Annotated in this window: 15 protein-coding genes and 3 pseudogenes; 9 read left to right on the forward strand and 9 right to left on the reverse strand. The window is 59.5% G+C overall.

Annotated elements, in window-relative coordinates:
• Nucleotides 1–248: 248 nt before the first annotated feature.
• The 7 genes from FS777_RS17485 to FS777_RS17515 all read right to left on the reverse strand — a co-directional run bounded on the left by FS777_RS17485 (nt 249) and on the right by FS777_RS17515 (nt 8,762).
• A complete protein-coding gene (locus FS777_RS17485; protein ID WP_145256671.1) occupies nt 249–1,571 on the reverse strand; it encodes an ATP-binding protein in 1,323 nt (440 codons plus the stop codon).
• Nucleotides 1,568–2,251: a response regulator transcription factor gene (locus FS777_RS17490; protein ID WP_058604839.1), complete on the reverse strand. Its 684-nt coding sequence runs from the start codon at nt 2,249–2,251 to the stop codon at nt 1,568–1,570. The genes FS777_RS17485 and FS777_RS17490 overlap by 4 nt, the downstream gene beginning before the upstream one ends.
• Nucleotides 2,252–2,640: 389 nt before the next feature.
• Nucleotides 2,641–3,216: an NTP transferase domain-containing protein gene (locus FS777_RS17495; RefSeq protein WP_058638444.1), complete on the reverse strand. Its 576-nt coding sequence runs from the start codon at nt 3,214–3,216 to the stop codon at nt 2,641–2,643.
• Nucleotides 3,213–4,184, reverse strand: a complete 972-nt coding sequence (locus FS777_RS17500; RefSeq protein WP_145256674.1) for an XdhC family protein — start codon at nt 4,182–4,184, stop codon at nt 3,213–3,215. Before FS777_RS17500 ends, FS777_RS17495 begins: the two co-directional genes overlap by 4 nt.
• Before the next feature lie 3 nt (nt 4,185–4,187).
• The gene (locus FS777_RS17505) at nt 4,188–5,399 is read right to left on the reverse strand and encodes a cytochrome c (protein WP_078478839.1); all 1,212 of its coding nucleotides are present in this window, start codon (nt 5,397–5,399) and stop codon (nt 4,188–4,190) included.
• Between the two features lie 2 nt (nt 5,400–5,401).
• Complete coding sequence (locus FS777_RS17510; protein WP_023535868.1) at nt 5,402–5,938, reverse strand: (2Fe-2S)-binding protein; 537 nt, start codon at nt 5,936–5,938, stop codon at nt 5,402–5,404.
• Entirely contained in the window at nt 5,931–8,762 is a 2,832-nt protein-coding gene (locus FS777_RS17515; protein ID WP_145256678.1) for a xanthine dehydrogenase family protein molybdopterin-binding subunit, read from the reverse strand. The genes FS777_RS17510 and FS777_RS17515 overlap by 8 nt, the downstream gene beginning before the upstream one ends.
• Before the next feature lie 281 nt (nt 8,763–9,043).
• Here FS777_RS17515 and dsbD point away from each other — a divergent pair, with 281 nt between their 5' ends.
• The 6 genes and pseudogenes from dsbD to FS777_RS21735 all read left to right on the forward strand — a co-directional run.
• On the forward strand, nt 9,044–10,765 hold the full coding sequence (gene dsbD, locus FS777_RS17520; RefSeq protein WP_145256681.1) for a protein-disulfide reductase DsbD: 1,722 nt from the start codon (nt 9,044–9,046) through the stop codon (nt 10,763–10,765).
• Nucleotides 10,765–11,601, forward strand: coding sequence for a TlpA disulfide reductase family protein (locus FS777_RS17525; RefSeq protein ID WP_058638438.1), 837 nt, complete (start codon nt 10,765–10,767; stop codon nt 11,599–11,601). The genes dsbD and FS777_RS17525 overlap by 1 nt, the downstream gene beginning before the upstream one ends.
• A 2-nt stretch (nt 11,602–11,603) precedes the next feature.
• On the forward strand, nt 11,604–12,362 hold the full coding sequence (dsbG, locus tag FS777_RS17530) for a thiol:disulfide interchange protein DsbG (protein ID WP_145256684.1): 759 nt from the start codon (nt 11,604–11,606) through the stop codon (nt 12,360–12,362).
• Between the two features lie 423 nt (nt 12,363–12,785).
• The gene (locus FS777_RS17535) at nt 12,786–13,730 is read left to right on the forward strand and encodes an RHS repeat-associated core domain-containing protein (RefSeq protein ID WP_256675193.1); all 945 of its coding nucleotides are present in this window, start codon (nt 12,786–12,788) and stop codon (nt 13,728–13,730) included.
• 15 nt (nt 13,731–13,745) lie between these two features.
• Nucleotides 13,746–14,015, forward strand: a complete 270-nt coding sequence (locus FS777_RS21730; protein WP_256675192.1) for an IS66 family transposase zinc-finger binding domain-containing protein — start codon at nt 13,746–13,748, stop codon at nt 14,013–14,015.
• 33 nt (nt 14,016–14,048) lie between these two features.
• A pseudogene (locus tag FS777_RS21735) lies at nt 14,049–14,300 on the forward strand (transposase); the annotation flags it as partial.
• 169 nt (nt 14,301–14,469) lie between these two features.
• Here the strand turns inward: FS777_RS21735 and FS777_RS17545 are convergent.
• Both FS777_RS17545 and tnpB read right to left on the reverse strand, forming a co-directional pair.
• A pseudogene (locus tag FS777_RS17545) lies at nt 14,470–16,001 on the reverse strand (IS66 family transposase).
• 18 nt (nt 16,002–16,019) lie between these two features.
• Nucleotides 16,020–16,379, reverse strand: a pseudogene (gene tnpB, locus FS777_RS21740) (IS66 family insertion sequence element accessory protein TnpB).
• Nucleotides 16,380–16,884: 505 nt separating this feature from the next.
• Between tnpB and FS777_RS21455 the strand changes: the two are divergent.
• From FS777_RS21455 to FS777_RS17570, 3 genes are all read left to right on the forward strand, one after another.
• On the forward strand, nt 16,885–17,034 hold the full coding sequence (locus FS777_RS21455) for a hypothetical protein (protein ID WP_178091283.1): 150 nt from the start codon (nt 16,885–16,887) through the stop codon (nt 17,032–17,034).
• A gap of 65 nt (nt 17,035–17,099) precedes the next feature.
• Nucleotides 17,100–18,305 carry a YcaO-like family protein gene (locus tag FS777_RS17560; RefSeq protein WP_145256690.1) on the forward strand — a complete coding sequence of 402 codons (1,206 nt, stop codon included), beginning with the start codon at nt 17,100–17,102 and terminating at the stop codon, nt 18,303–18,305.
• Between the two features lie 735 nt (nt 18,306–19,040).
• Nucleotides 19,041–19,745 carry an ATP-binding cassette domain-containing protein gene (locus FS777_RS17570; RefSeq protein WP_145256693.1) on the forward strand — a complete coding sequence of 235 codons (705 nt, stop codon included), beginning with the start codon at nt 19,041–19,043 and terminating at the stop codon, nt 19,743–19,745.
• Nucleotides 19,746–19,784: the final 39 nt, after the last annotated feature.

Genomic DNA, 19,784 nt, shown 5'->3' on the forward strand with positions numbered 1-19,784 from the left:
TCACCTCCCTCCGCAAGCCCTGCGCTCGGCCTCCTGAAGTCGCGATCTGCGGCGCCTGAACTACCGCGCGCTTAGAAGCAAGAGCAACTGCAACTGCAACTGCAACTGCAACTGCAATACTTATAGAGCGAGAAGTCTACCGAAATATTTAGCAGCCGACATCTTTACCGACTATAAAAGTGCTAGTTTACTCAACCAGGTTTGCCCGGTGTGCTTCTAGGCCCCAGAACTTCATACAAAACCCAGGATCACCCCGCAGGCCGCGCCGGCACCTGCAAGACCACCCTCAACCCATCACTTCGGCTATCGAACTTCAGGCTGCCTGCACAGCGCTGCACGATTGCCTGGACAATGGCCAGGCCAAGCCCGCAGCCGCTGCTCTGACCATGACGCCAGAAGCGCTCGGTCAGGTGCCCGAGGTCTGCCTCGGCGATGCCCGGCCCGTGATCGCGCACCATGAAGCCCACCTGCCCTTCAGCTGCCTGTACCTCCAGCTCCACCGCCTCGTCACCGCCATGGCGCAGGGCGTTGTCCAGCAGGTTGCGCAGCGCCGCCACCGCTAGCGGTGCGGGCATGCTCAGGTAGACCAGGGCAGCCTCGGGCGGCAAGTTCAGGACGATCCTGCGGTTGTCACCACCCCCGGCGTCCTGCACCGCCTGACGCGCGACTTGCTCGGCACTGCACTGCACACCGTCGTCGAACGACAAGCTACCCTCGACCCGTGCCAGCATGAGCAATTGCTCCAGGGTCCGGTGCATGCGATCGGCACCCTGTTCGGCATGTTCGAGCGCTTGTTCGCGCACCGCGCCCTCGGTCATGCGGGCGACCTGCAGGTGGGTCTTGATGGCTGTCAGCGGGCTGCGCAGTTCATGGGCGGCATCGTCGGTCAGGCGTCGCTCGCGCTCGATGGTCTGGGCAATGCGCACGAACAGCTGGTTCTGGGTTTCCAGCAACGGCTGGAGCTCACTGGGCATGCCCGTGACCTGCAACGGCTCGACACTGTCGGGGCGCCTGCGGCGCAGGGCATCGCGCATGCGATTGAGCGGTTCAAGGCCCTTGCCCAGCCCGATCCAGAGCAAGCCCAGGCTGCCCAGCAAGGCCATCAGCACCGGCGCCGAGGCAGCGAGCAGGATGGACTGATTCAGGGCTTCGCGCTCCATGCGCCGGTCGGCCGTGGTGATGCGCACATCGCCATGGTTGTAAGTAAAGGTGCGCCATGAAGCATCGTCGATGGTCTGGTCACGAAAACCACTGCGCCCGTCATCCATGACGCCATCGTGCTTGTGGTTGCTGGCCAGGATTTCCCCGCGCAGCGAGCTGACCTGGCAGGCCATGCCGTCCGGTACGCTCAACTGGTCGGCCGCGTAGTGGGTACCTTCGCCCTTGACGCTGAGCGGCTGGGGCAGTTGGTCGATCAGGCCGGCCACCATGCGTGCAGATGCCACCAGGCGCTGGTCGAGGGAGAACATCATCTGCTGGCGCAGGTCGCGCAGCATCCAGGCGGCAGCCAGCGCCCAGATGATCACGAAAGCGCTGCCCAGGATCAGGCTCAAGCGCACACGTAGGCTCATGTTGGCGTCTCGGTTGGCGCATTGGCAGGGCCCAGGCGATAGCCTAGCCCGCGCACGGTCTCGACGATGCCGTTGCCCAGCTTGCGGCGCAGGTGATGGATATGCACGTTCAGCGCATTGCTTTCCACTTCGTCGTTGAAACCGTACACGCAGTCCTTCAACTGCTCGCTGGACAGCACGCGCCCGGCGTTCTGCAACAGGGCCTGGAGCAAGGCTTGCTCACGACGGGACAGGTCCACGGGTTTGCCGGCCAGGGTCGCCTCGCAGCTGCTGGGGTCGTAACGCAGCGGGCCATGCTCGATCACGTTCACCGCACGGCCGGCGACACGGCGCAGCAGGGTGTGCAGGCGCGCGGCCAGTTCGCGCAGGTCGAACGGCTTGAGCAGATAGTCGTCGGCCCCCGCTTGCAGGCCGTCGACCCGGTCAGTGACCGCATCACGGGCGGTGAGCACCAGCACTGGCAAGGTCTCGCCTTGCTGACGCAGGCGGCGCAGCAGCTTCAGGCCGTCCTCGTCGGGCAGGCCAAGGTCGAGGATCATCACATCGAATTGCGCGGCCTGAAGCATGGCCCGGGCGCCGGCGGCATTGCCCACCCGGTCAACAGTCAGGCCCTGTGCGGCAAGGCCTGCACAGATGCCGGCAGCGATGAGGTCGTCGTCCTCGCAAAGCAGAACGTGCATGGATGGGGCTCCCGCAATGGTGTAACCGACATTGCAGCGTGAATGGATTAAGGGGGAATTATGGACGCAGGCACAGGGTTTGGGGAAAAGGATTGGGCGGGGATACGTGCAGATTGCCTGACAGTCAACGAGCGGTCTTGCAAGAGCGCCGGACCATGCGGTGCTTAACTTTGTGGGGTCAACTGTCATGCACCCCATCTGGAGCCTAGCGGCTTCCCGTGTGGGAGCGGCCCTTGTGCCGCGATGGGCCGCAAGGCGGCCCCGGCACTATAAGCTGCGAAGCTTAAACCTTAAAACAGCGCACTCCCCCCATGACCGATCCAGCCAGGCCCTTTTTACAGAGATCGCTATCTTACAGATACAGCGCAGCACAACGTGCCCCACCCCGCTCAACGCCCTGAAAAGCCCAGCGCCTGGGGCGTATCCACATCCATCAGCACCCCGGCATCTGACACCTCGATCACCGTGCAACTGGCGCGGTTGGCATGCACCACTGCTCTGGCGCCTTCGTCACCGGTCAGCCCTAACAGCGCCGGCCAGAACGCGCGCCCGAAGATCACAGGGTGACCTTGCTGCCCTGCATGACGCGCCAGCACGATGGTCGAAGCCTGGGCGGCCTCGGCCAAGTGCCTGAGGGTCGCGGCCTCAATCCACGGCATGTCCCCCAGCAGGATGGCCACCGCCTGCGCATCGCTGTCAGCCAGGGCGGCGACGCCTGCCGCCAGGCTGTGGCCCATGCCCGAAGCCGCCTGGGCACTGACCACCCAACCACAGGCGGTACCCAGGTCGAAGTCCTCGCGGCCCTCGTCCTCGCGCACCACGACCCGCACATCCTCGAACACTGCCTCGGCCCGTTGTACACACTGGGCCAACAGGCCGCGCCCGTCGGGCAGCAAGGCCCGGCGCTTGTCGGCACCGAAGCGCCTGCTGCGCCCAGCGGCCAACACCAGCGCCGCCACCTTCACAAGGCGGCTCGGTCGAGGCCGTTGCGCACCCGCAGTACATCTGCCAACACCGCCAAAGCGATCTCGGCCGGTGTCTTGCTGCCCAGGTTGAGGCCAATGGGCGCATGGATACGGTCCAGCGCATCGGCATTCAGGCCGCCGATGCGTTGCAGCCGCTCGCGGCGCTTATCGGAAGTGGCACGCGAACCCATCACGCCAATGTAGAACGCCGCGGTGCGCACGGCCTCGAGCATGGCCAGGTCGTCGATCTTGGGGTCGTGGGTGAGCGCGACCACGGCGGTGTCGGCATGACAACCGCCATTGAAGATGAATTCCGAAGGCAGCTCGCGGCGTATCTCGATACCGTCGATCTGCACCCCGTCGAGCACCTCTTCACGCGGCTCGCACAGCACCACTTCAAACCCCATGGCTTTGGCGAATTCGGCGCAGTACTGGGCAACACTGGAATACCCCGCCAGCAGCAGCCGCTGGGCGGCACCCACGCGCAGGTGCACGCAGTCGCCGTCACGGTGCACACGCGGCCCTTGACCGGCAGCGTCCGCCAGCCCCTGGATGCCGCTGGGCACCTTCACCTGGCGCAGCACCCGACGCTGGCCCAGCAGCGCGCTTTCCAGCTGGCGCAGATGGTCTTGCACCTGGCAACTGGACGGCAGGCTTTCCACCAGCACGTCCAGCACGCCGCCACAGGGCAAGCTGACCCGCGAGCGCGGGTCGCTGCCATCGCCGTAGCGCACGATGGCAGCCGGTTGCACGAACTCGCCCAGGGCCACGCGTTCAAGAAAATCGTCTTCAACGCAGCCGCCGGACAACGACCCCAGCCACTGGCCCTGGTCGTTGACTGCCAGCAACGAGCCCGGCGCGCGGGGCGCCGAGCCGTAAGTGGCGAGCACGGTGCACAACCACACCGCCTGACCTGTGCTGGACCACTGCAACGCCTGACGAATCACCTGTAGATCGAGATGCTGCACGCTTTACTCCGCTTTCAGCTCGGCCAGCTGTTGTTCACTGAGATCACCGGGCAGCCCGCCCCATGCTTGACGCAGGTAGTTGACCATGTCGGTCACCTGGCGTTCATCGAGCTTATCAGCGAACCCTGGCATCGGCTGCATGCGCTCGAAGCCGGTGAACTGCTGTTCGCGGATTCCGTCGAGTATCACCTTGACCAGGTTGCGCGAATCGGCCTGGCGCAGCACCGTATTGCCCTGCATCGCCACGGCGATGTGCGGCTTGCCCTGGCCTTCCACGCCATGGCAACCGGCGCACACGTTCAGGTACTGCTGGCGGCCGCGCTGGGCACTGTCGCTCATCTGCGCCAGCGGCACGGGCGCGATCACCTTGGCCGCCGGGGGGTTGTCGCCCAGCAGGTAAGTGGCCATGGCGGCAAGGTCGGCGTCTTCCAGGTGCTGAGTGCTCAGGTGCACCACCGGGAACATCTCATTGAACATGCTGCCCTGGGCGCTGATCCCGTGCTTGAGGAACGTGGTGAGGTCCGGTTGCGACCAGCCGCGCTCGGCCAGGTCGGTGGCCAGCAGGCTTGGGGCGAGGTAGCCGTTGAGCAGACCGCCACTCAGGCGCAGGTCCTGCTGCAAGGCGCCGACCGCGTTGCGCGGGGTGTGGCACTCGCCGCAGTGCCCCATGACCTCGACCAGGTACTGGCCACGCTGCCAGGCGCGGCTGCTGCCTTCGACAGGCTGGGCCTGCACGCTCTTGCCGTACAGCATGTTCCAGCCGCTCAGACCCAGGCGCACGTTGAACGGAAAGCGCAGGGCCGTCTGTGGTGCCGGGCGATGGACCGGGGCGATGGTCTTGAGGTAGGCGAAGATTGCATCGGAGTCTTCACGCCGCATCAGGTGATACGAGGTATAGGGCATGGCCGGATACAGGTTGGCGCCGTCCTTGCGCTTGCCTTGGGTAACGGCCGCGAAGAACTCCTCGGCGCTGTAGTTGCCGATGCCGTACTGCTTGTCGGGGGTGATGTTGGTGCCGTAGATGGTGCCAAACGGCGAATGAATCGGCAGGCCCCCGGCAAACGGCGCCCCGCCCTCGGCCGTGTGGCACGCCATGCAGTCGGCAGCCCGGGCCAGGTACTGGCCGCGCTTGAGCTGGGCGTCATCACTGGCCAGCGCCGAGCACGTTGCGGCAAGGCCGAACGCCAGCGCCAGGGCGCTACGGAAAAAGCCCATGCTCAACCCTCCTTCACCAGGCCGAGGTCATCGAGCACCGTGCGCGTGGCCTGGTAGTAACGCACATAGCCGGTGCAACGGCAGATGTGGTGGCCAAGGCTGGCTTCGATACGTGCTTGCACCTCGCTCTTTTTCAGCGGTTGGCGCTGGGCGGTTTCCACCAGCACCGTGGCGGCGTTGACGAAGCCTGGTGCGCAGTAGCTGCACTGGAACGCGAACAGGTCGACGAACTTCTGCTGGATCGGGTTCAACGTAAGGTTGCCGGCCTCGTCCTGCTGGGCGTGGCCCTCGATGGTACGGACCTTCTTGCCTTCGAAGTAATGGGCGCCGGTGATACAGGTGCGCACTTCTTCGCTGGTACCGTCGGGGTTGTCGACGATCACCACGCAGGCGTGGCAGATACCCTGCCCGCAACCCAGGCGCGAGCCGGTGAGGTTCTGGTGCTCGTGCAGGTAGTCGATCATTGCCAGGTCGTCAGGGACCTGGACCGGGCCGACCGGTTGACCGTTGAGGGTCAGTTGCAGTGGACGGTTAGCCATTGAGGGCCTCCTGGATACGGGCTGGGGTAATGGGAAGATCGCGTACGCGCTTGCCGATGGCATGGGCCACGGCATTGCCGATGGCACCGACGATCGGGATCATCACCACCTCGGCGATGCCTTTGGACGGGTCGGTGGGTGAAAGCGGCGGGAGGATCTCGCTGCTTTGCGTCCATACCGCCACATCACGCGCGTGCGGCAGGCGGTAGCGGTTGAAGTTCCAGTCGCCCTCCCCCGGCCCGCCTTCGTACAACGGCATTTCCTCGGTCAGCGCATGGCCGATGCCCATGGCAATGCCGCCTTCGAGCTGGCCCTTGACCAGTTCAGGCACCAACACGCGGCCGCATTCGACCCAACTGTGGTGATCGAGCACCTGCACCTGATGCGTGCCCTTGTTCACCTTGACCTCCACCAAGGTGGCGACCGGGCTGTAATAGGTGACCATGGCGTTGTTCAACTGAGTATCGGGGTAGGCGGGGTTCTGACGGTCGAGCAGGTGGTAGCCGCTGCTGGTCATCTGCGCCTTCTTGGCATTAGCGGCGCCGTCGCCGTACTTCACAGCCAACGCGTCGAGCGGGAAACGTTCACGCACGCCGTCGATGACGAAGTCGGACTCAGCCCAGCTCCAGCGGTTGAAGCCGTGCACGCTCACGCCTGTCACCAGGCCCATGGCATGGGCCTTTTCGGCCAGCTGCGCAAAGGGAATAGGCGCCAGGCCGTTGCCGGTCAGCTCACCGTTGACCCACACAGCGTTTTCCCGACGCACCACCAACGGGTTGGCCTGGCCGCCATGCGGGCCCTGGGTCCAGATAGCCATGGCAGCAGGCCATAGGCCGTGATTGAACAACGCGCGAGCTGCCTCGCGAGTGGCATGGCTGAAGTAGAACGCCGAGTTGGTCGCCGACGAGGGTGAGGCCAGTTTGCCAACCCAGCGCGGGTTACGCAGGGCGGCATCCTGTTCGGCCTGGCTGATCAGGTACGGGTTGCCGCTGGTGGACAGTTGCAGCTCGGGCCACTCGGTGACGGCCGTGAGCACGTCGTCGGCCGAACGGCCCAGGAAATCGCTGACCACCAGCGCCTGGGAGGTGGACATGCCGGTGCCCAGCTCGGTGCCGATGTGGCGCAGGCTGATGCGCCCGTCGCGGCTGAACTCGATGCTGGCCATCGGCGCTTCGGCGCCGGTGCCGAAGTCTTTCTGGCAGATGGCAAAGCCGGTGCCGTACCAGTGATCCGGGTCGCTGGCCTCGCGCCGTTGCTTGCGGGCATCACGTTCACGCCAGCCTTCGTGCTGAGCCGCCTTGTCGAGGATCTCGTGCAGGCGCAATGCACCGGCTGGCACCGCACCCTGGGTGTTCTTCATGCCCGACTTCAGGGCATTGTTGCGCCGCAGGTCGATGGCATCGACGCCCAGGCGGCCGGCCACTTCGTCGACCATCATCTCGGTGGCGGCCATGCTTTGCAGGGTGCCGTAACCGCGCATGGAACCGGCTTCCACTGCCCGCGAATGATAGGCAGTGACTGCCAGATCGTTCTGCGGCATGTAGTAGATCGACTGGGCAGCGGTCGCGCCCACGGCGGCGACGGAGGGGCTGTAGTTGATGCGACCGCCGCCGTCACAGCTCATGTCGGCACGGAAGATCTTGAAGCTGTTGTCCTTCTTGTCCACCGCCAGTTGGTAGCGGATGTCGAAGGCGTGGCGCTTGATGCCGCTCTGGAATTGCTCGTAGCGGTCGTTGGCCAGGCGCACCGGCACGCCCTCGCCGTACAGCGCCGCCACGGCAGCGTAGAAGACGAAGATGTTGTTGTCCTTGGAGCCGTAGCCAACGGTGTAGCCTGGGTGCATGTTCAAGTGCTTGAGGCCAAAGCGTGACGGCTTGATCATGTGCACGCATTCCTGCGCGGCCTCGAACGGGCACTGGGTCGCCACGACGAAATGCAGGGTGCCGCTGGCCACGTCGAACCAGCCGTTGCCGTTGTCTGGCTCCAAGGCCGCCGGCTCGATGGAGGGGGTCTTGAAGCGCTCGTCGAAGACCAGCCAGTCCTCGGGCGGGTTGGCCAGCTGTTCGGCCATGCGGTTGGCGTAGAACAGGCCCTGCTGGGTCAGGTCGCCGTGTTGGTTGGGCGATTTGGACCACACCGGCTTGCGGTTGAGGATGGTGGGAAACAGCGGCGAATCCTTCAGGCTGGAGAATTCGTCCTCGTCGAACGGGGTGGCACCGCCTACCCGCACGAAGCGGAAACTGCCGTAGGGGTCACGCTGGTACAACGGCGCCTGGGCACCGTAGCGAATCACCTGGTCGTTGAATTGCAGCAAGCGCTTGGCCTGACGGAAGCGCTCGAAGTCGTGCCAGATCAGCAGCGCGACCGGATGGCCGATGAACATCGGTACCTTGCCAGGGGGCAAGAGTGGGTCTGGCGAATGCGCCTCGGGCCAGGCTATGCCGTCGCGCTCCAGGTCGGCAGCGGTGACGATGCGGTCCGGCTGCAACTCGGCACCCAGCACGCTGAGGTCGTGGCCTTCGTAGAGGCGGTCGGCCTTGGTGGCCTTGAGCAACAGTGCATGGCCTTGCTGCGCAGGCCAGCCGGGCATGTCCTTGGCACGAATGTCACGGGCGAAGACCTTGTTGCCACAGACTTTCGACAACGCGTCGTTACGAAAACGCGCCTTGCCATCATGGTTCATCCATTTGAGCGGCGAGGCGGTAACCCGGTCCTCCAGCAGCGCGGCGAACGCCTGGCTGCCAAGCGGCGCCATCGTCACGCCGACGCCAGCGATCAGGCCGCCTTGCAGGAAGGCGCGCCGAGAAATATCACGGTTGGACATGCTTGATCCTCTGGGCAGCAGGGGGTGCTGCCCATGTGTTCTTAATTCTTGTGCAGGGGTCGAGGGGGTCGAAACCCTGTCGTGCAGGTCAGGAAAAACTGACTTGATTGTCAACTTTACCGCATTGACACCACCACAAGCAAAGTCAAGCTGACATTGTGTCGCGGTATTTCTTCGAACCCTGATGTCAGCGGTCTTGCGTGAACCTAATCCCGCGTTAACAGTGTGTTAATCGCTCCTCGCCAGCATGGCCCCATTCCACGATCTGCCAAGGCAAACTCATGCGCGTTCTTTTGCTGTTACTGATGGTGCTGCTGGCTGGCCCAGCGCAGGCCAACCCATTCGCCACCAAGCCTGACTTTCTGCCCGTCGAACAGGCTTTCGTGCTGACCCATGACCGTCAGGCCGACGGCTCTACCCGCCTGTATTTCCTGATTCAGCCGGGCTACTACCTGTACCAGAAACGCCTGAAGTTCGACGGGCTGCCCAAGGCCCAGCATCCACCCCTGCCTGCGGGCATCAATCACCACGACGAATTTTTCGGCGACAGTACCGTCTACCGCGAACAGCTTGAGCTGACAGTGCCGCCCGGCGCGCAGGGGCAGTTGCGTCTTGGCTGGCAAGGCTGCGCCGATGCGGGCCTGTGCTACCCCCCGCAGACGACGCTGATCGACCTAGGCGGCGAAGCCTCGGTCGCCGCCCTGGAAGCTGAACAGGCCAGCGATCAGGCGTTGGCCAGCGGCCTGCAGCACGGCAACCTGGCCTGGGGCCTGCTGGCCTTTTTCGGCCTGGGCCTGCTGCTGGCCTTTACGCCCTGTTCGTTGCCGATGCTGCCAATTCTCGCCGGGCTGGTGCTGGGCAATGGTGCCAGTGCACGGCGCGGCTGGCTGCTGGCTGGCACTTACGTGCTGAGCATGGCCCTGGTGTATGCCGCCTTGGGTGTGGTGGCCGCGCTACTGGGCGCCAGCTTGCAGGCCTGGTTGCAACAACCCTGGTTGCTGGGCAGCCTGGCCGCGTTGTTCGTGTTGTTGGCCCTGCCCATGTTCGGCGCCTTCGAACTGCAATTGCCCGCTGCCCTGCGCGACCGCCTGGACCGCGCCGGCCAGGGCACGCGCGGTGGCAATCTGTATGGCGCCGCGTTGCTGGGCGTGTTGTCCGGGCTGCTGCTGGGCCCCTGCATGACCGCGCCGCTGGCCGGGGCTTTGTTGTATATCGCCCAGAGCGGCGACGTGCTCCAGGGGGCGCTGGTGCTGTTCAGCCTGGGGCTGGGCATGGGGGTACCGCTGCTGCTGATCGTGACCCTGGGCAATCGCTTCCTGCCACGCCCTGGCGCCTGGATGAACCTGGTCAAAGGCATCTTCGGCTTCGTGTTCCTGGCCATGGCGCTGTACACGGTGCGCAGCCTGCTGCCAGCCAGCTTGCTGTTGGCCCTGAGCGGGGCCTGGCTGATCGCACTGGGCTGGACCGCTTGGCCTGCGTTGCAGCGCCTTCCGGCGCTGCGCATTGCGCCGTTGCTGGCGACCTTGTGGGGCGGCCTGCTGTTGATCGGGGCCGCTGCCGGCGGCAGTGACCTGTGGCAACCGCTGCGCCCCTTTGCGGGTGGGACGGCAGTCGCCACCGCCTCGCCTGCCCACGATGCCTTCGTCACCGTGAGCACGCCCGAGGCGTTGCAACGGGAACTGGACGCGGCCAAAAGCCGTAACCAGTGGGTACTGCTCGATTACTACGCCGACTGGTGCGTGGCGTGCAAGGTCATGGAAACGCAGGTGTTCAGCCGCAGCGACGTCCAGGCCGAACTGGCCGGCGTGCACCTGCTGCGCCTGGACGTGACCACCGATACGCCGGCCAGCAAGGCGCTGTTGCAGCGTTACCAGGTGCCTGGTCCGCCTACCCTGATCTGGCTTGGGCCAGAAGGCCAGGAGCGGCGGGCAAGGCGCATCACCGGAGAAGTGGATGCCGCCACCTTCGTGCAACAGTGGACCCTTACTCGGAGCCAGGGCTGATGCTGACCGTGACCCTAGGACCACTGACCATGGCCCTGAACCATCTGGTGCTGCTGTGTGCCCTGGGCATTGCCAGCGTGGTTGGCTGGTGGGTGGCAAGGCGTGGCGGCGAGAGCCCCGAGTCCGCGCTGTTCAATCTGTTTCTGATCGGCCTGTTGTGCGCGCGGATCGGTTTTGTCGTGGCGTACTGGTCGATGTACCGAGGCGATCTGCTCCAGGTCATCGATATCCGCGACGGCGGTTTTCTGCTCTGGCCTGGGCTTGTGGGCATCAGCCTGGCCGCTGTGTGGCAAGGCTGGCGGCGCCCTGGCCTGCGCAGGCCATTGGGCTGGGCGCTGTTCAGCGGCGCCTTGTTCTGGGGGTTGGCCAGCTTTGGTAGCCATCTGTACAGCAAGGGGACCGAACTGCCTGCGATCACCCTACGCGACGCTGCAGGCGAGTCGGTGGCGTTGCAAAGCTATCGGGGCAAGCCGCTGGTGATCAATATCTGGGCAACCTGGTGCCCGCCCTGCCGTCGGGAAATGCCTGTGCTGCAACAGGCGCAAGGCGAGTATCCCCATGTGACGTTCCTGTTCGTCAACCAGGGCGAGACACCTGAAAACGTCAGCACGTTCCTGGCCACCACCGGCTTGAGCCTGACCCACGTGCTGTTCGACGGCACTGGCCTGCTGGCCCAGCGCGTCGGCTCCATGGCCCTGCCTACCACCCTGTTCTACGACGAGGGCGGCCGCCTGCTCGGCAGCCACTTGGGCGAGCTGTCGCGCGCCAGCCTCCGTCACGCCCTGGAATCCTACGAACGGGCCACCACGCCCGAACCTGCCGCACAAGGACATTGACCATGCGACTGCCTGCACTCCTCCCGCTCACCGTTTGCTTGCTTGCCAGCCCTGCCCTGTATGCCGAAGACCTGCCCAAGGCGGTCCAGCAATTGCAAAGCAAGGGCGCCGTGATCAAGGGCAGCTTCGATGCGCCCAACGGCCTGCGCGGCTATGCCGCCGAGTATCAGAACAACCCCCTGGCTCTGTACCTCACTCCTGACGGCAAGCACGTGCTGGTGGGCAATCTGTTCGACGAACAGGGCCAGGACCTGAGCGCCGCTCCACTGGAGAAGCTGGTTTACGGCCCCATGACCCAGGCGTTCTGGCAAAAGATGGAAAAGTCTGCCTGGATCGCCGACGGCAAGGCCGATGCACCGCGCAAGGTCTACCTGTTCAGCGACCCCAACTGCCCGTATTGCAACATGTTCTGGGAACAGGCCCGGCCATGGGTGGAATCGGGCAAGGTGCAGCTGCGCCACATCATGGTCGGTATCATCCGTGAGGACAGCCCAGGCAAGTCGGCAGCACTGCTCGCCGCCAAGGACCCCGCCAAAGCGCTGCAGCAGCATGAGAAAGCCGGCAAGGGCAGCACCCTCAAGGCCTTGGACAAGGTGCCGGTCGAGGTGCAGCAAAAGCTCGCCGCCAACATGGCCCTGATGCAGGAGATGGGCCTGCAGGCCACACCTGCGATCTTCTATCAGGGCAGGGAAGGCAAGGTGCATAGCCAGCAAGGGGCGCCACGGCCGGAAATGCTGGGGACGATTTTGGGTAAGCGGTAACGGGGCATGAGCGCGGGACCGGCTTGGCGCGGTAGTCGATCCCTCATCGGCACAGACCAGAGCCCAAGCCTCGTTCGAGATTTTGCACCGCTTCGCTATCATAGGATTACTTTCCGTTGAGGGCTGAGGAATCTAAAAAAAACCCTTTCGACGGCAGCGCAATGACCGGGTTTCTAAGAATTTCGTACAGAGCCTAGAAACGAGAAATTGGATTGGGTACTTGAAGATTTGTACCCGCCCGATTATCGAGGCCATTAAGCGCTGCGCAAGCTGGGCCGATTGCAGCTTCACCTAGTATTTATGTCAGTTGTCGTGCGGCAGTCGTGTTGAGAAACTGGTGACCTATCTATCTGCCCACACAGGGTTTCTAAAATGATACTAAGTACTGACACTAAGTTGATGTTTTACCAGAACGGTAAGCTAATGACAGTGCGAGGAGGCCGAAGCACACGCACCGCCTTCCGTGCGGGTCATCAACCTTTGGCAGAGACAAGCACTGACATTCAGTGCCATCCACTCCTGCTATTCACGGATGGGAAGGGTTCAGCACTTACAACAAAGAGCAGTCAACAATCAGAATCTCATGCACATTCCCCCTACGGACACACATCACCACCATCACGAACACTGACAAACTTCAACGGCGAAAACTTAGAATTACATACGCAATGTTACTTACTGGGCAATGGATACCGCGCTTTCAGCCCCTCTCTAATGCGATTTATATCACCTGATAGTTGGAGCCCTTTTGGGGCAGGCGGAATTAATGTCTATATGTATTGCGCAGGCGATCCGGTCAATTACACAGACAGCTCCGGACATATAAAGTTTTGGTTTGCGAGAAGAAATAAATCTAACGGATATATTATTCCCGCTCTTGTCGATGCTGCGAAAACCCATCAATCAATTTCAAAGGCCATAGTGTCTCCTAACTTCAGCGCACCACCACCCTATGATCAAGCCAAAGCAACCGCGATAACTAACCACTTTAATTCATTAGTAAAAGACGCTAGAGAGAGAAGCAAAGCTATTCCAATAGATCACCCTATTAACGGTTCGCGGCCTCCTCAGTATACGCCCAGACCTTACGCGGATCAGAGGACTTTGGACCTGACCTTGAGACACCTAGATACGACATCACCGCTTAGTCACATCGAATATGAAGCTCAAGTGGAATCGCTGGCCGCGGCCTCGTTTGCAGCCGGCATCGACACACATGGCCTGCCCCTTCCCGGCCGCGACACAGACACAATGTTCGCACAAGATCCCCTTTACCAAAAGTTAGTCCAAGTTTCGATTGCCTTGAAATTTCGGCGGTGGAAAACATTTTATCTTGAGAGCCACTTGTCATCTGTGCGATCTAATTAACTACACACCCACTGCATGAGAGCTGCCAACCGTACTAACCGCAACAGATTTGGGTGCCGCAAGCATGCCATCCGTGATGAGTTCAGGGAACAGCTCGAAATCGTTCCGATGCAGATCTGTGTGATCAAGCACATCCGTAAGATTTACGGTTGCCGTGACTTCGAAGCCGCACCAGTGACAGTCGACAAGCCAGCTCAATTGATCCAGAAGAGCTTGGCCAGCTTCAGCGTACTGGCCATGCTGCTGACCACTAAAGTACATCGATGGTCTACCCCTTCATTGTGACCACAAGGTACTGGGCCGCCAGGGCATCGATATTCCAAGGCACACGTTGGCGCGTTGAGTCATCCAGTGCAGGAACACTTCCAGCCGCTGCTGAACGTGATGCGCGACAGTTTGCTGGCCAGCCAGGTCATCTACTGCGACGAAACCCGTATTCAGGTATCGGAAGAGTCTGACAGTGAGCCACGCAGTCAACACTGGATGTGGGTACAAACGGGTGGCCTGCCAGGCAGGGGCCTGGCTGCGCCACGCACTGGAACAGCTAACGCATGCGTCGACAGTTGGTGACTACGAATCGCTGTTGCCGTGGAACTGTGAGTCCGTAATGCCACGATCTACTGAAACCTCACCTTGCGGGCAGGTGGGGTTCATGGACCGGCGCAGTGAACACGCTTGAGAAAGGTGAAGACGGGTAAGCGCTCCATAAACCCCACCTACTCAAAGATGGGGCGGTGCGTCAGCGATGCCCTTGACGCACGCAATTCCACGGCAGCAGGGCTTCGTAATTCTCCACCGAGGACGCCTGCGGCAGCTGTTCCAATGCGTGGCGCAGCCACGCATTAAGCTCTTGGCCGTTGGCTTTGGCGGTTTCGACCAGGCTGTAAAGCTGGGCGCTGGCAGAGGCACCTTTGGGCGTGTCACTCAAGAACCAGTTCTTTCTACCGATGACAAACGGGCGAATGGCGCGCTCGGCAGCGTTGTTGTCGATCGGCAAGTATCCGTGTTCGACGTAGCGTTCCAATTTGCTCCAATTGCTGGCCAAGTAGCCGATAGCTTTGCCCAAGGCATTCTGCGATGTCACCTGAGGTTGCGTTTTCTCGACCCAGCTTTTCAGCTGAGTCAGCAATGGCAAACTGCGCTCCACGCGGGCAGCTTTACGAACTTCATCGCTGCTGTCCTTCAAGTCGCGCTCGACGCCATAGAGCTTGTTGATCAGGTTCAACGCGATGTCAGCGCATCCGGTCTTGCCCTTGGGCTGTACTTTTTGTGCCTCAACGAACTTGCGCCGCGCATGTGCCCAGCAGCCTAGGCGCTCAACGCCATCCTGCGCTCCGAGACCGTTGTAGCCAGCATAATCATCGGTCATCACATAGCCGCGATACCCGTCCAGCAGGCGAGTCGGTACCTCCTGCGCTCGGATGGTGGAGTAGTCGAAAAGGATGACTGACTTATCGGGCGGGCCGCCAATTTGTACCCACATCCAGGATTGGCTACCCGGTTCGCGGTCAAGCTCTTTCAATACCTGTACCCGAGTCTCATCGCAATGAATGATGCAGCTATTCAACAAGCTGTCGCGCATCAGATTCAGCAGCGGCTGAAAGTGCTCGCCGCACTGGCTGACCCAACGTGCCAAGGTTTGACGCGAGATATCGATGCCGTGACGACCGAGCACTTTCTCGAAGCGATGAAGTGGCAGGCCGTCCACGTATTTGGTGGTCAACAACATCGCCAGCACGCTGGGGCTGGCCATGCTTTTTTCGATCATCTGAGCGGGTTTATCCGCAGTCACCGGCGCTGACTCGCAGTCGCGGCAGCCGTAAACCTTGCGGATGTGCTTGATGACCCGGATCTGCATTGGGACAATTTCGAGTTGCTCGCTGACTTCTTCGCCAATGGCGTGCTTGCGGCAGCCGCACGCACACGTCAGCTCGTGCTCAGGCAGTTCATGGAAGACCTCGACACGCGGCAGATCACTGGGCAGTGGCTTGCGTTTGCCGCGGCGCTTGCTCGGTGCAACAACTTCTTCATCAGAAGCCTCGTCAGCCGGCTCTGCCAGGCTTTCTGCTTCGTCAAAGAAAGGGAATTGGGGCGTAGCCGAATCGTTGGTCTGCTTTGTCTTACGGCCGAATAACCGCTGGCGGAGCAGCGCCACCTCTTCTTCCAGATGAACGATTTGCCCTTATCAGACGCGCGCTCATTGATCATTTGCTCAAGCAGTTGCTTGAGCAAAACCGGATCGTCAGGGAGGGTGTCGGGCATGGAAATCATGCCGCGGATTATACCGAATCAGGCGACGTAGCGAGGCATCAGAACTTGATGTGGGCGGTTGCGCCAGAGGTCGAAGCCGTCGAGTAGCCAGTTGAGTTCCTGGACGGTCGGGATAATGGCCTCGTCGGTGGGGTCAGGCGATGTTTTGAAGCGCTCCGAGTCGAGGCGCTTGAGCCAAAGGCAGAAGCCGTTTCGCTCCTAGTATAAGATCTTCACGCGGTTTCGCGTTTTGTTGAGAAACACGAAGAGCACGGGGTCGACCAACGCCACTTTGATGTCCAGTTCGACTAGTGCGGCCAGACCGTCAATGGACTTTCGAAAGTCGACTGGCTTGGGATAGAGGAAGACTTTTTCGACTTTGGCGTCGGGACACATCATGGCGCGCGGGCTCCAGAAAGAAATCGGGAGCACAGCATCCGGGATCAGCTAAGCGCTTTGAATGTGGGGTTCGTGGAGCGCTTACTCAACACGGACGTCCGTTGAACAATCAAGGAATTTAACCTAACAGATGTCGAGTAGCCGGGCGCAATTGAGCGGAATGAACCAAGAGATATTTACAATTTGAAACGATTTGAAAGGCAATTTCCCTCCCCCTTCGTACCAGTTCTATTTATCTGAAAACCGAACATCAGACGTAGCAAACCAATAGTTCCGACTACGAAAAAGGCAATGAGCTACTTCCAACGAAGATTTTTCCCACAAGTTGTGTGTTTCATGACCCATCACTAGGAAGACCCTCTCAGAAGAATCCTACTCCCCGAGAATTTTTAAAGCACTATCCAGCCTGAACAAGAGAGAATAATAAAATATAAATTTTGACATTGCTGACCATTCTGACTAAACCCAGTTGACCCCGACTTCCGGGGCATTCTTAGGAGTTATTATGGATATTCAATTTGGTTTTTCTCTGGTCAGCCTCAAGGGTGAAACAGGCTGTGATATGGAAGCCGAGTTGTTCGGTGATTCAGGCGGCGCGGGTGGCTGTGGCGGGAGCGGTGTAGACCCTGGTCAGGATTTACCAACTATCAAGTGACGCAGGCTTTAAACCTCAATCATGGGCTGTTTATACCTCTGTGCGTACAATTCATAGGGTGAATCATGAATCACTATAATGAAATACATTTTCAGTTACTGCCCGATTTTGAATTTCATAGACCTGCTGCGGTTAAGCATCTTCCTCACAGCGTAGAATGCGGGAGTCGTTGGCGTACGAATGGCTCAAGCGCCGGTTGGAACAGCGAGGTGGTCAAAGCCGCAAATGGCGAGCATTTAGAGCGTAAGCACTTTTATCTGGACATTGAGGTCAGCGATAAAAATCCAATCAGTCAAGGGCTGTATCCAAATGAGACCGCTGCGCTGACTTCAGCATTAGCTCAAACCGCAAAAGAAAACTCAAAGACCGAAATATCCTCGCATCGTTTTGACAGGACAGAGGTGTATCGAATCGTTGACCTCTCTCGCTGCTCGATACCTACAGCCCTCATCACACTAAACTCATGCTCAGACACTGATGACAACAGGTTTTATCCTAATAGAGATACCTGCGGATGTAGCGCACATTCAAATCTCGAATTAGCAATACTGGGCGCTATCAAAGAGGCACTTGAAAGACAGTTTCTCCTCAGATGCTGGCTGACAAAAACTTGTTCTGGAGTCATCTCCTTGAGCGAAGCAACCTCGGCGCTATCCGGTCGTGCAAGCAAGAAGATCCTAAAAGCGCTTTCTAACGCTGGCGACATCGCGTTCTTGGATCTTACAGACAAAAGATTTCCAGGTCGCTGTGTTCTAGCGTGTTATGGCGACGACTCAGCTAAACCTAAGCCTGTCAGATTCTGCGCCGGAATGTCCTACGCCTCTGACCTTGAAAGCGCACTGGAAAAATCTTTGATAGAGCTTTGGCAAACCTTTCGCTACATGCATTCATTCTCCTCCACAGCTAAAGATATCAATGCAATTGAAGATTCATATTTGCGCCACTTCTTATCATGCAATCGATACTCAACCTATAGCGCAATGACTTCCGTCACTTCCACATCTCCGAAGTGCGATAATGAGCATGCTCAGCAAAATTTTGATACTGCTACGCTTATGCGTACGCTAAAAACCCTTAAATTCGATGGTTATCTTTATGTGAGCACCACGGCCTGCGCAGAAAGCATTGTTTATTTCTGCAAGTACACATCTCCAAATCTCTTTCTACACATGAACAATTCGTCGCACTTCAACCTGCACAACAGATACTCTCAGGACTTCCAAGACCAATTCATCGTCGAACAACTCAACACCATGGTACCTTTCCCATGACAGCAAAAAAAACATAACAAAACACACATCGGTCAGGCTTTTCCATATCTCCCTGCTTCTCATAAAAGAGCATATCAGAGATACTTCCAGCTTTTTATGGACTTCAGCTGCACCCTGCATACTTTATTTCATTGTGGTCCGAAGCTCAAACTTACCCTATCTGAAACAAGCGGGTTGGTTCTATGCCTACATATCTGCCAACGTCGCCTTTTTTGGATTCAGTTTTTACTTAATCGGCAGGAGAGAGAGCGGCTTTATCCGTTCATTTATTTATCGAAAGGAGCCGATGCTATATTTTCTTACCGCTCAAATGATCAGCTATGCGCTGATGAGCTTAGTTTACGCATCGCTATTCTATTTAATCACCAAACCGTTACATGGCTCATACTCACTACAAGAATACACGTTCATCCTTGCATGTTTTTCAACAAGTTATCTCGGCTTCACACTCATCGGCTTGATAATAGCCTCTCTCCCCCTCACGTTCAGCACGGCCGGCACCCTTTTCTCGCTTCTGTCATTCCTCATGCTCGTCTCGAGCTATCTCGGCGCTGCCACCGTTGAGTCCCAGCACCCTCTAGTCATGCTCCTTAACCCACTAATTGTGAGCACCCAGCTTTTTCACGGCGACCTTGCTCTCGGAATGGTCTTCCCACCCTTATTCATGCTGTCCATCACAGCGCTCTACCTGACAGCCAAGCATTCTAGAATTCAACCGGTTTGGAGCCGTTACTGATGCGCCTACTGACCCTCACCGAACTTTCCTTCTCGCACCAAAAAAGGCTTTTATTTCACAAGATAAATATCGACTTATCGCCCGGCGAAGCAGTGGGCATTCTAGGCTGCAACGGTGCCGGAAAGACCACACTGTTCGACATTATCAGTGGACTTCGGTATCCGACGGGTGGCGTGATTTGCAATAATGCTCGTCACCCCACCTACCTGACTCAGATCCTTACACCGCTTCCACAGCTTCGAATGGGGGAGGTTTACAAACTCATTACGCTTTTAAATATGCCAACATTGCTAAGCATTGATCAGGCCATCGTGCGCCTTGATGGGTGGTCTCCCGCATTGGGCCGGCGCTTTTCAGAGATTGCACAAAAAAAGGCGTCCAAATGCAGTTACGGGGAAGTGCGCAGCTTCATCAGCTTGACGCTCTTGTTGACGGGCAGTGACTTGATCATGCTCGACGAGCCGACCGCGGGGGTAGACCCTGAATTTCGGCATTATATTTGGTTGGGCATCAAGAGCGCCTGCCGTGAGGGCGCCAGCGTCATGATATCGTCCCATTACACACAGGAAATCGTAGATAACTGCACCCGCTTTTACATGCTTGCCCATCAACAACTTCAGGCATTCGATAACGCAGATCAATTGCTGGCTAGGTACCAAGCCAACTCACTGGATGAGGCGTTTATAAAGGCGCTAGCTGTATGATCGGTCACTCAAGTCGTTATCACAGGCGCAGTGAACACG

It is taken from the genome of Pseudomonas sp. DE0157 (assembly GCF_007678615.1).
Classification (GTDB): Bacteria; Pseudomonadota; Gammaproteobacteria; order Pseudomonadales; family Pseudomonadaceae; genus Aquipseudomonas; species Aquipseudomonas parafulva_B.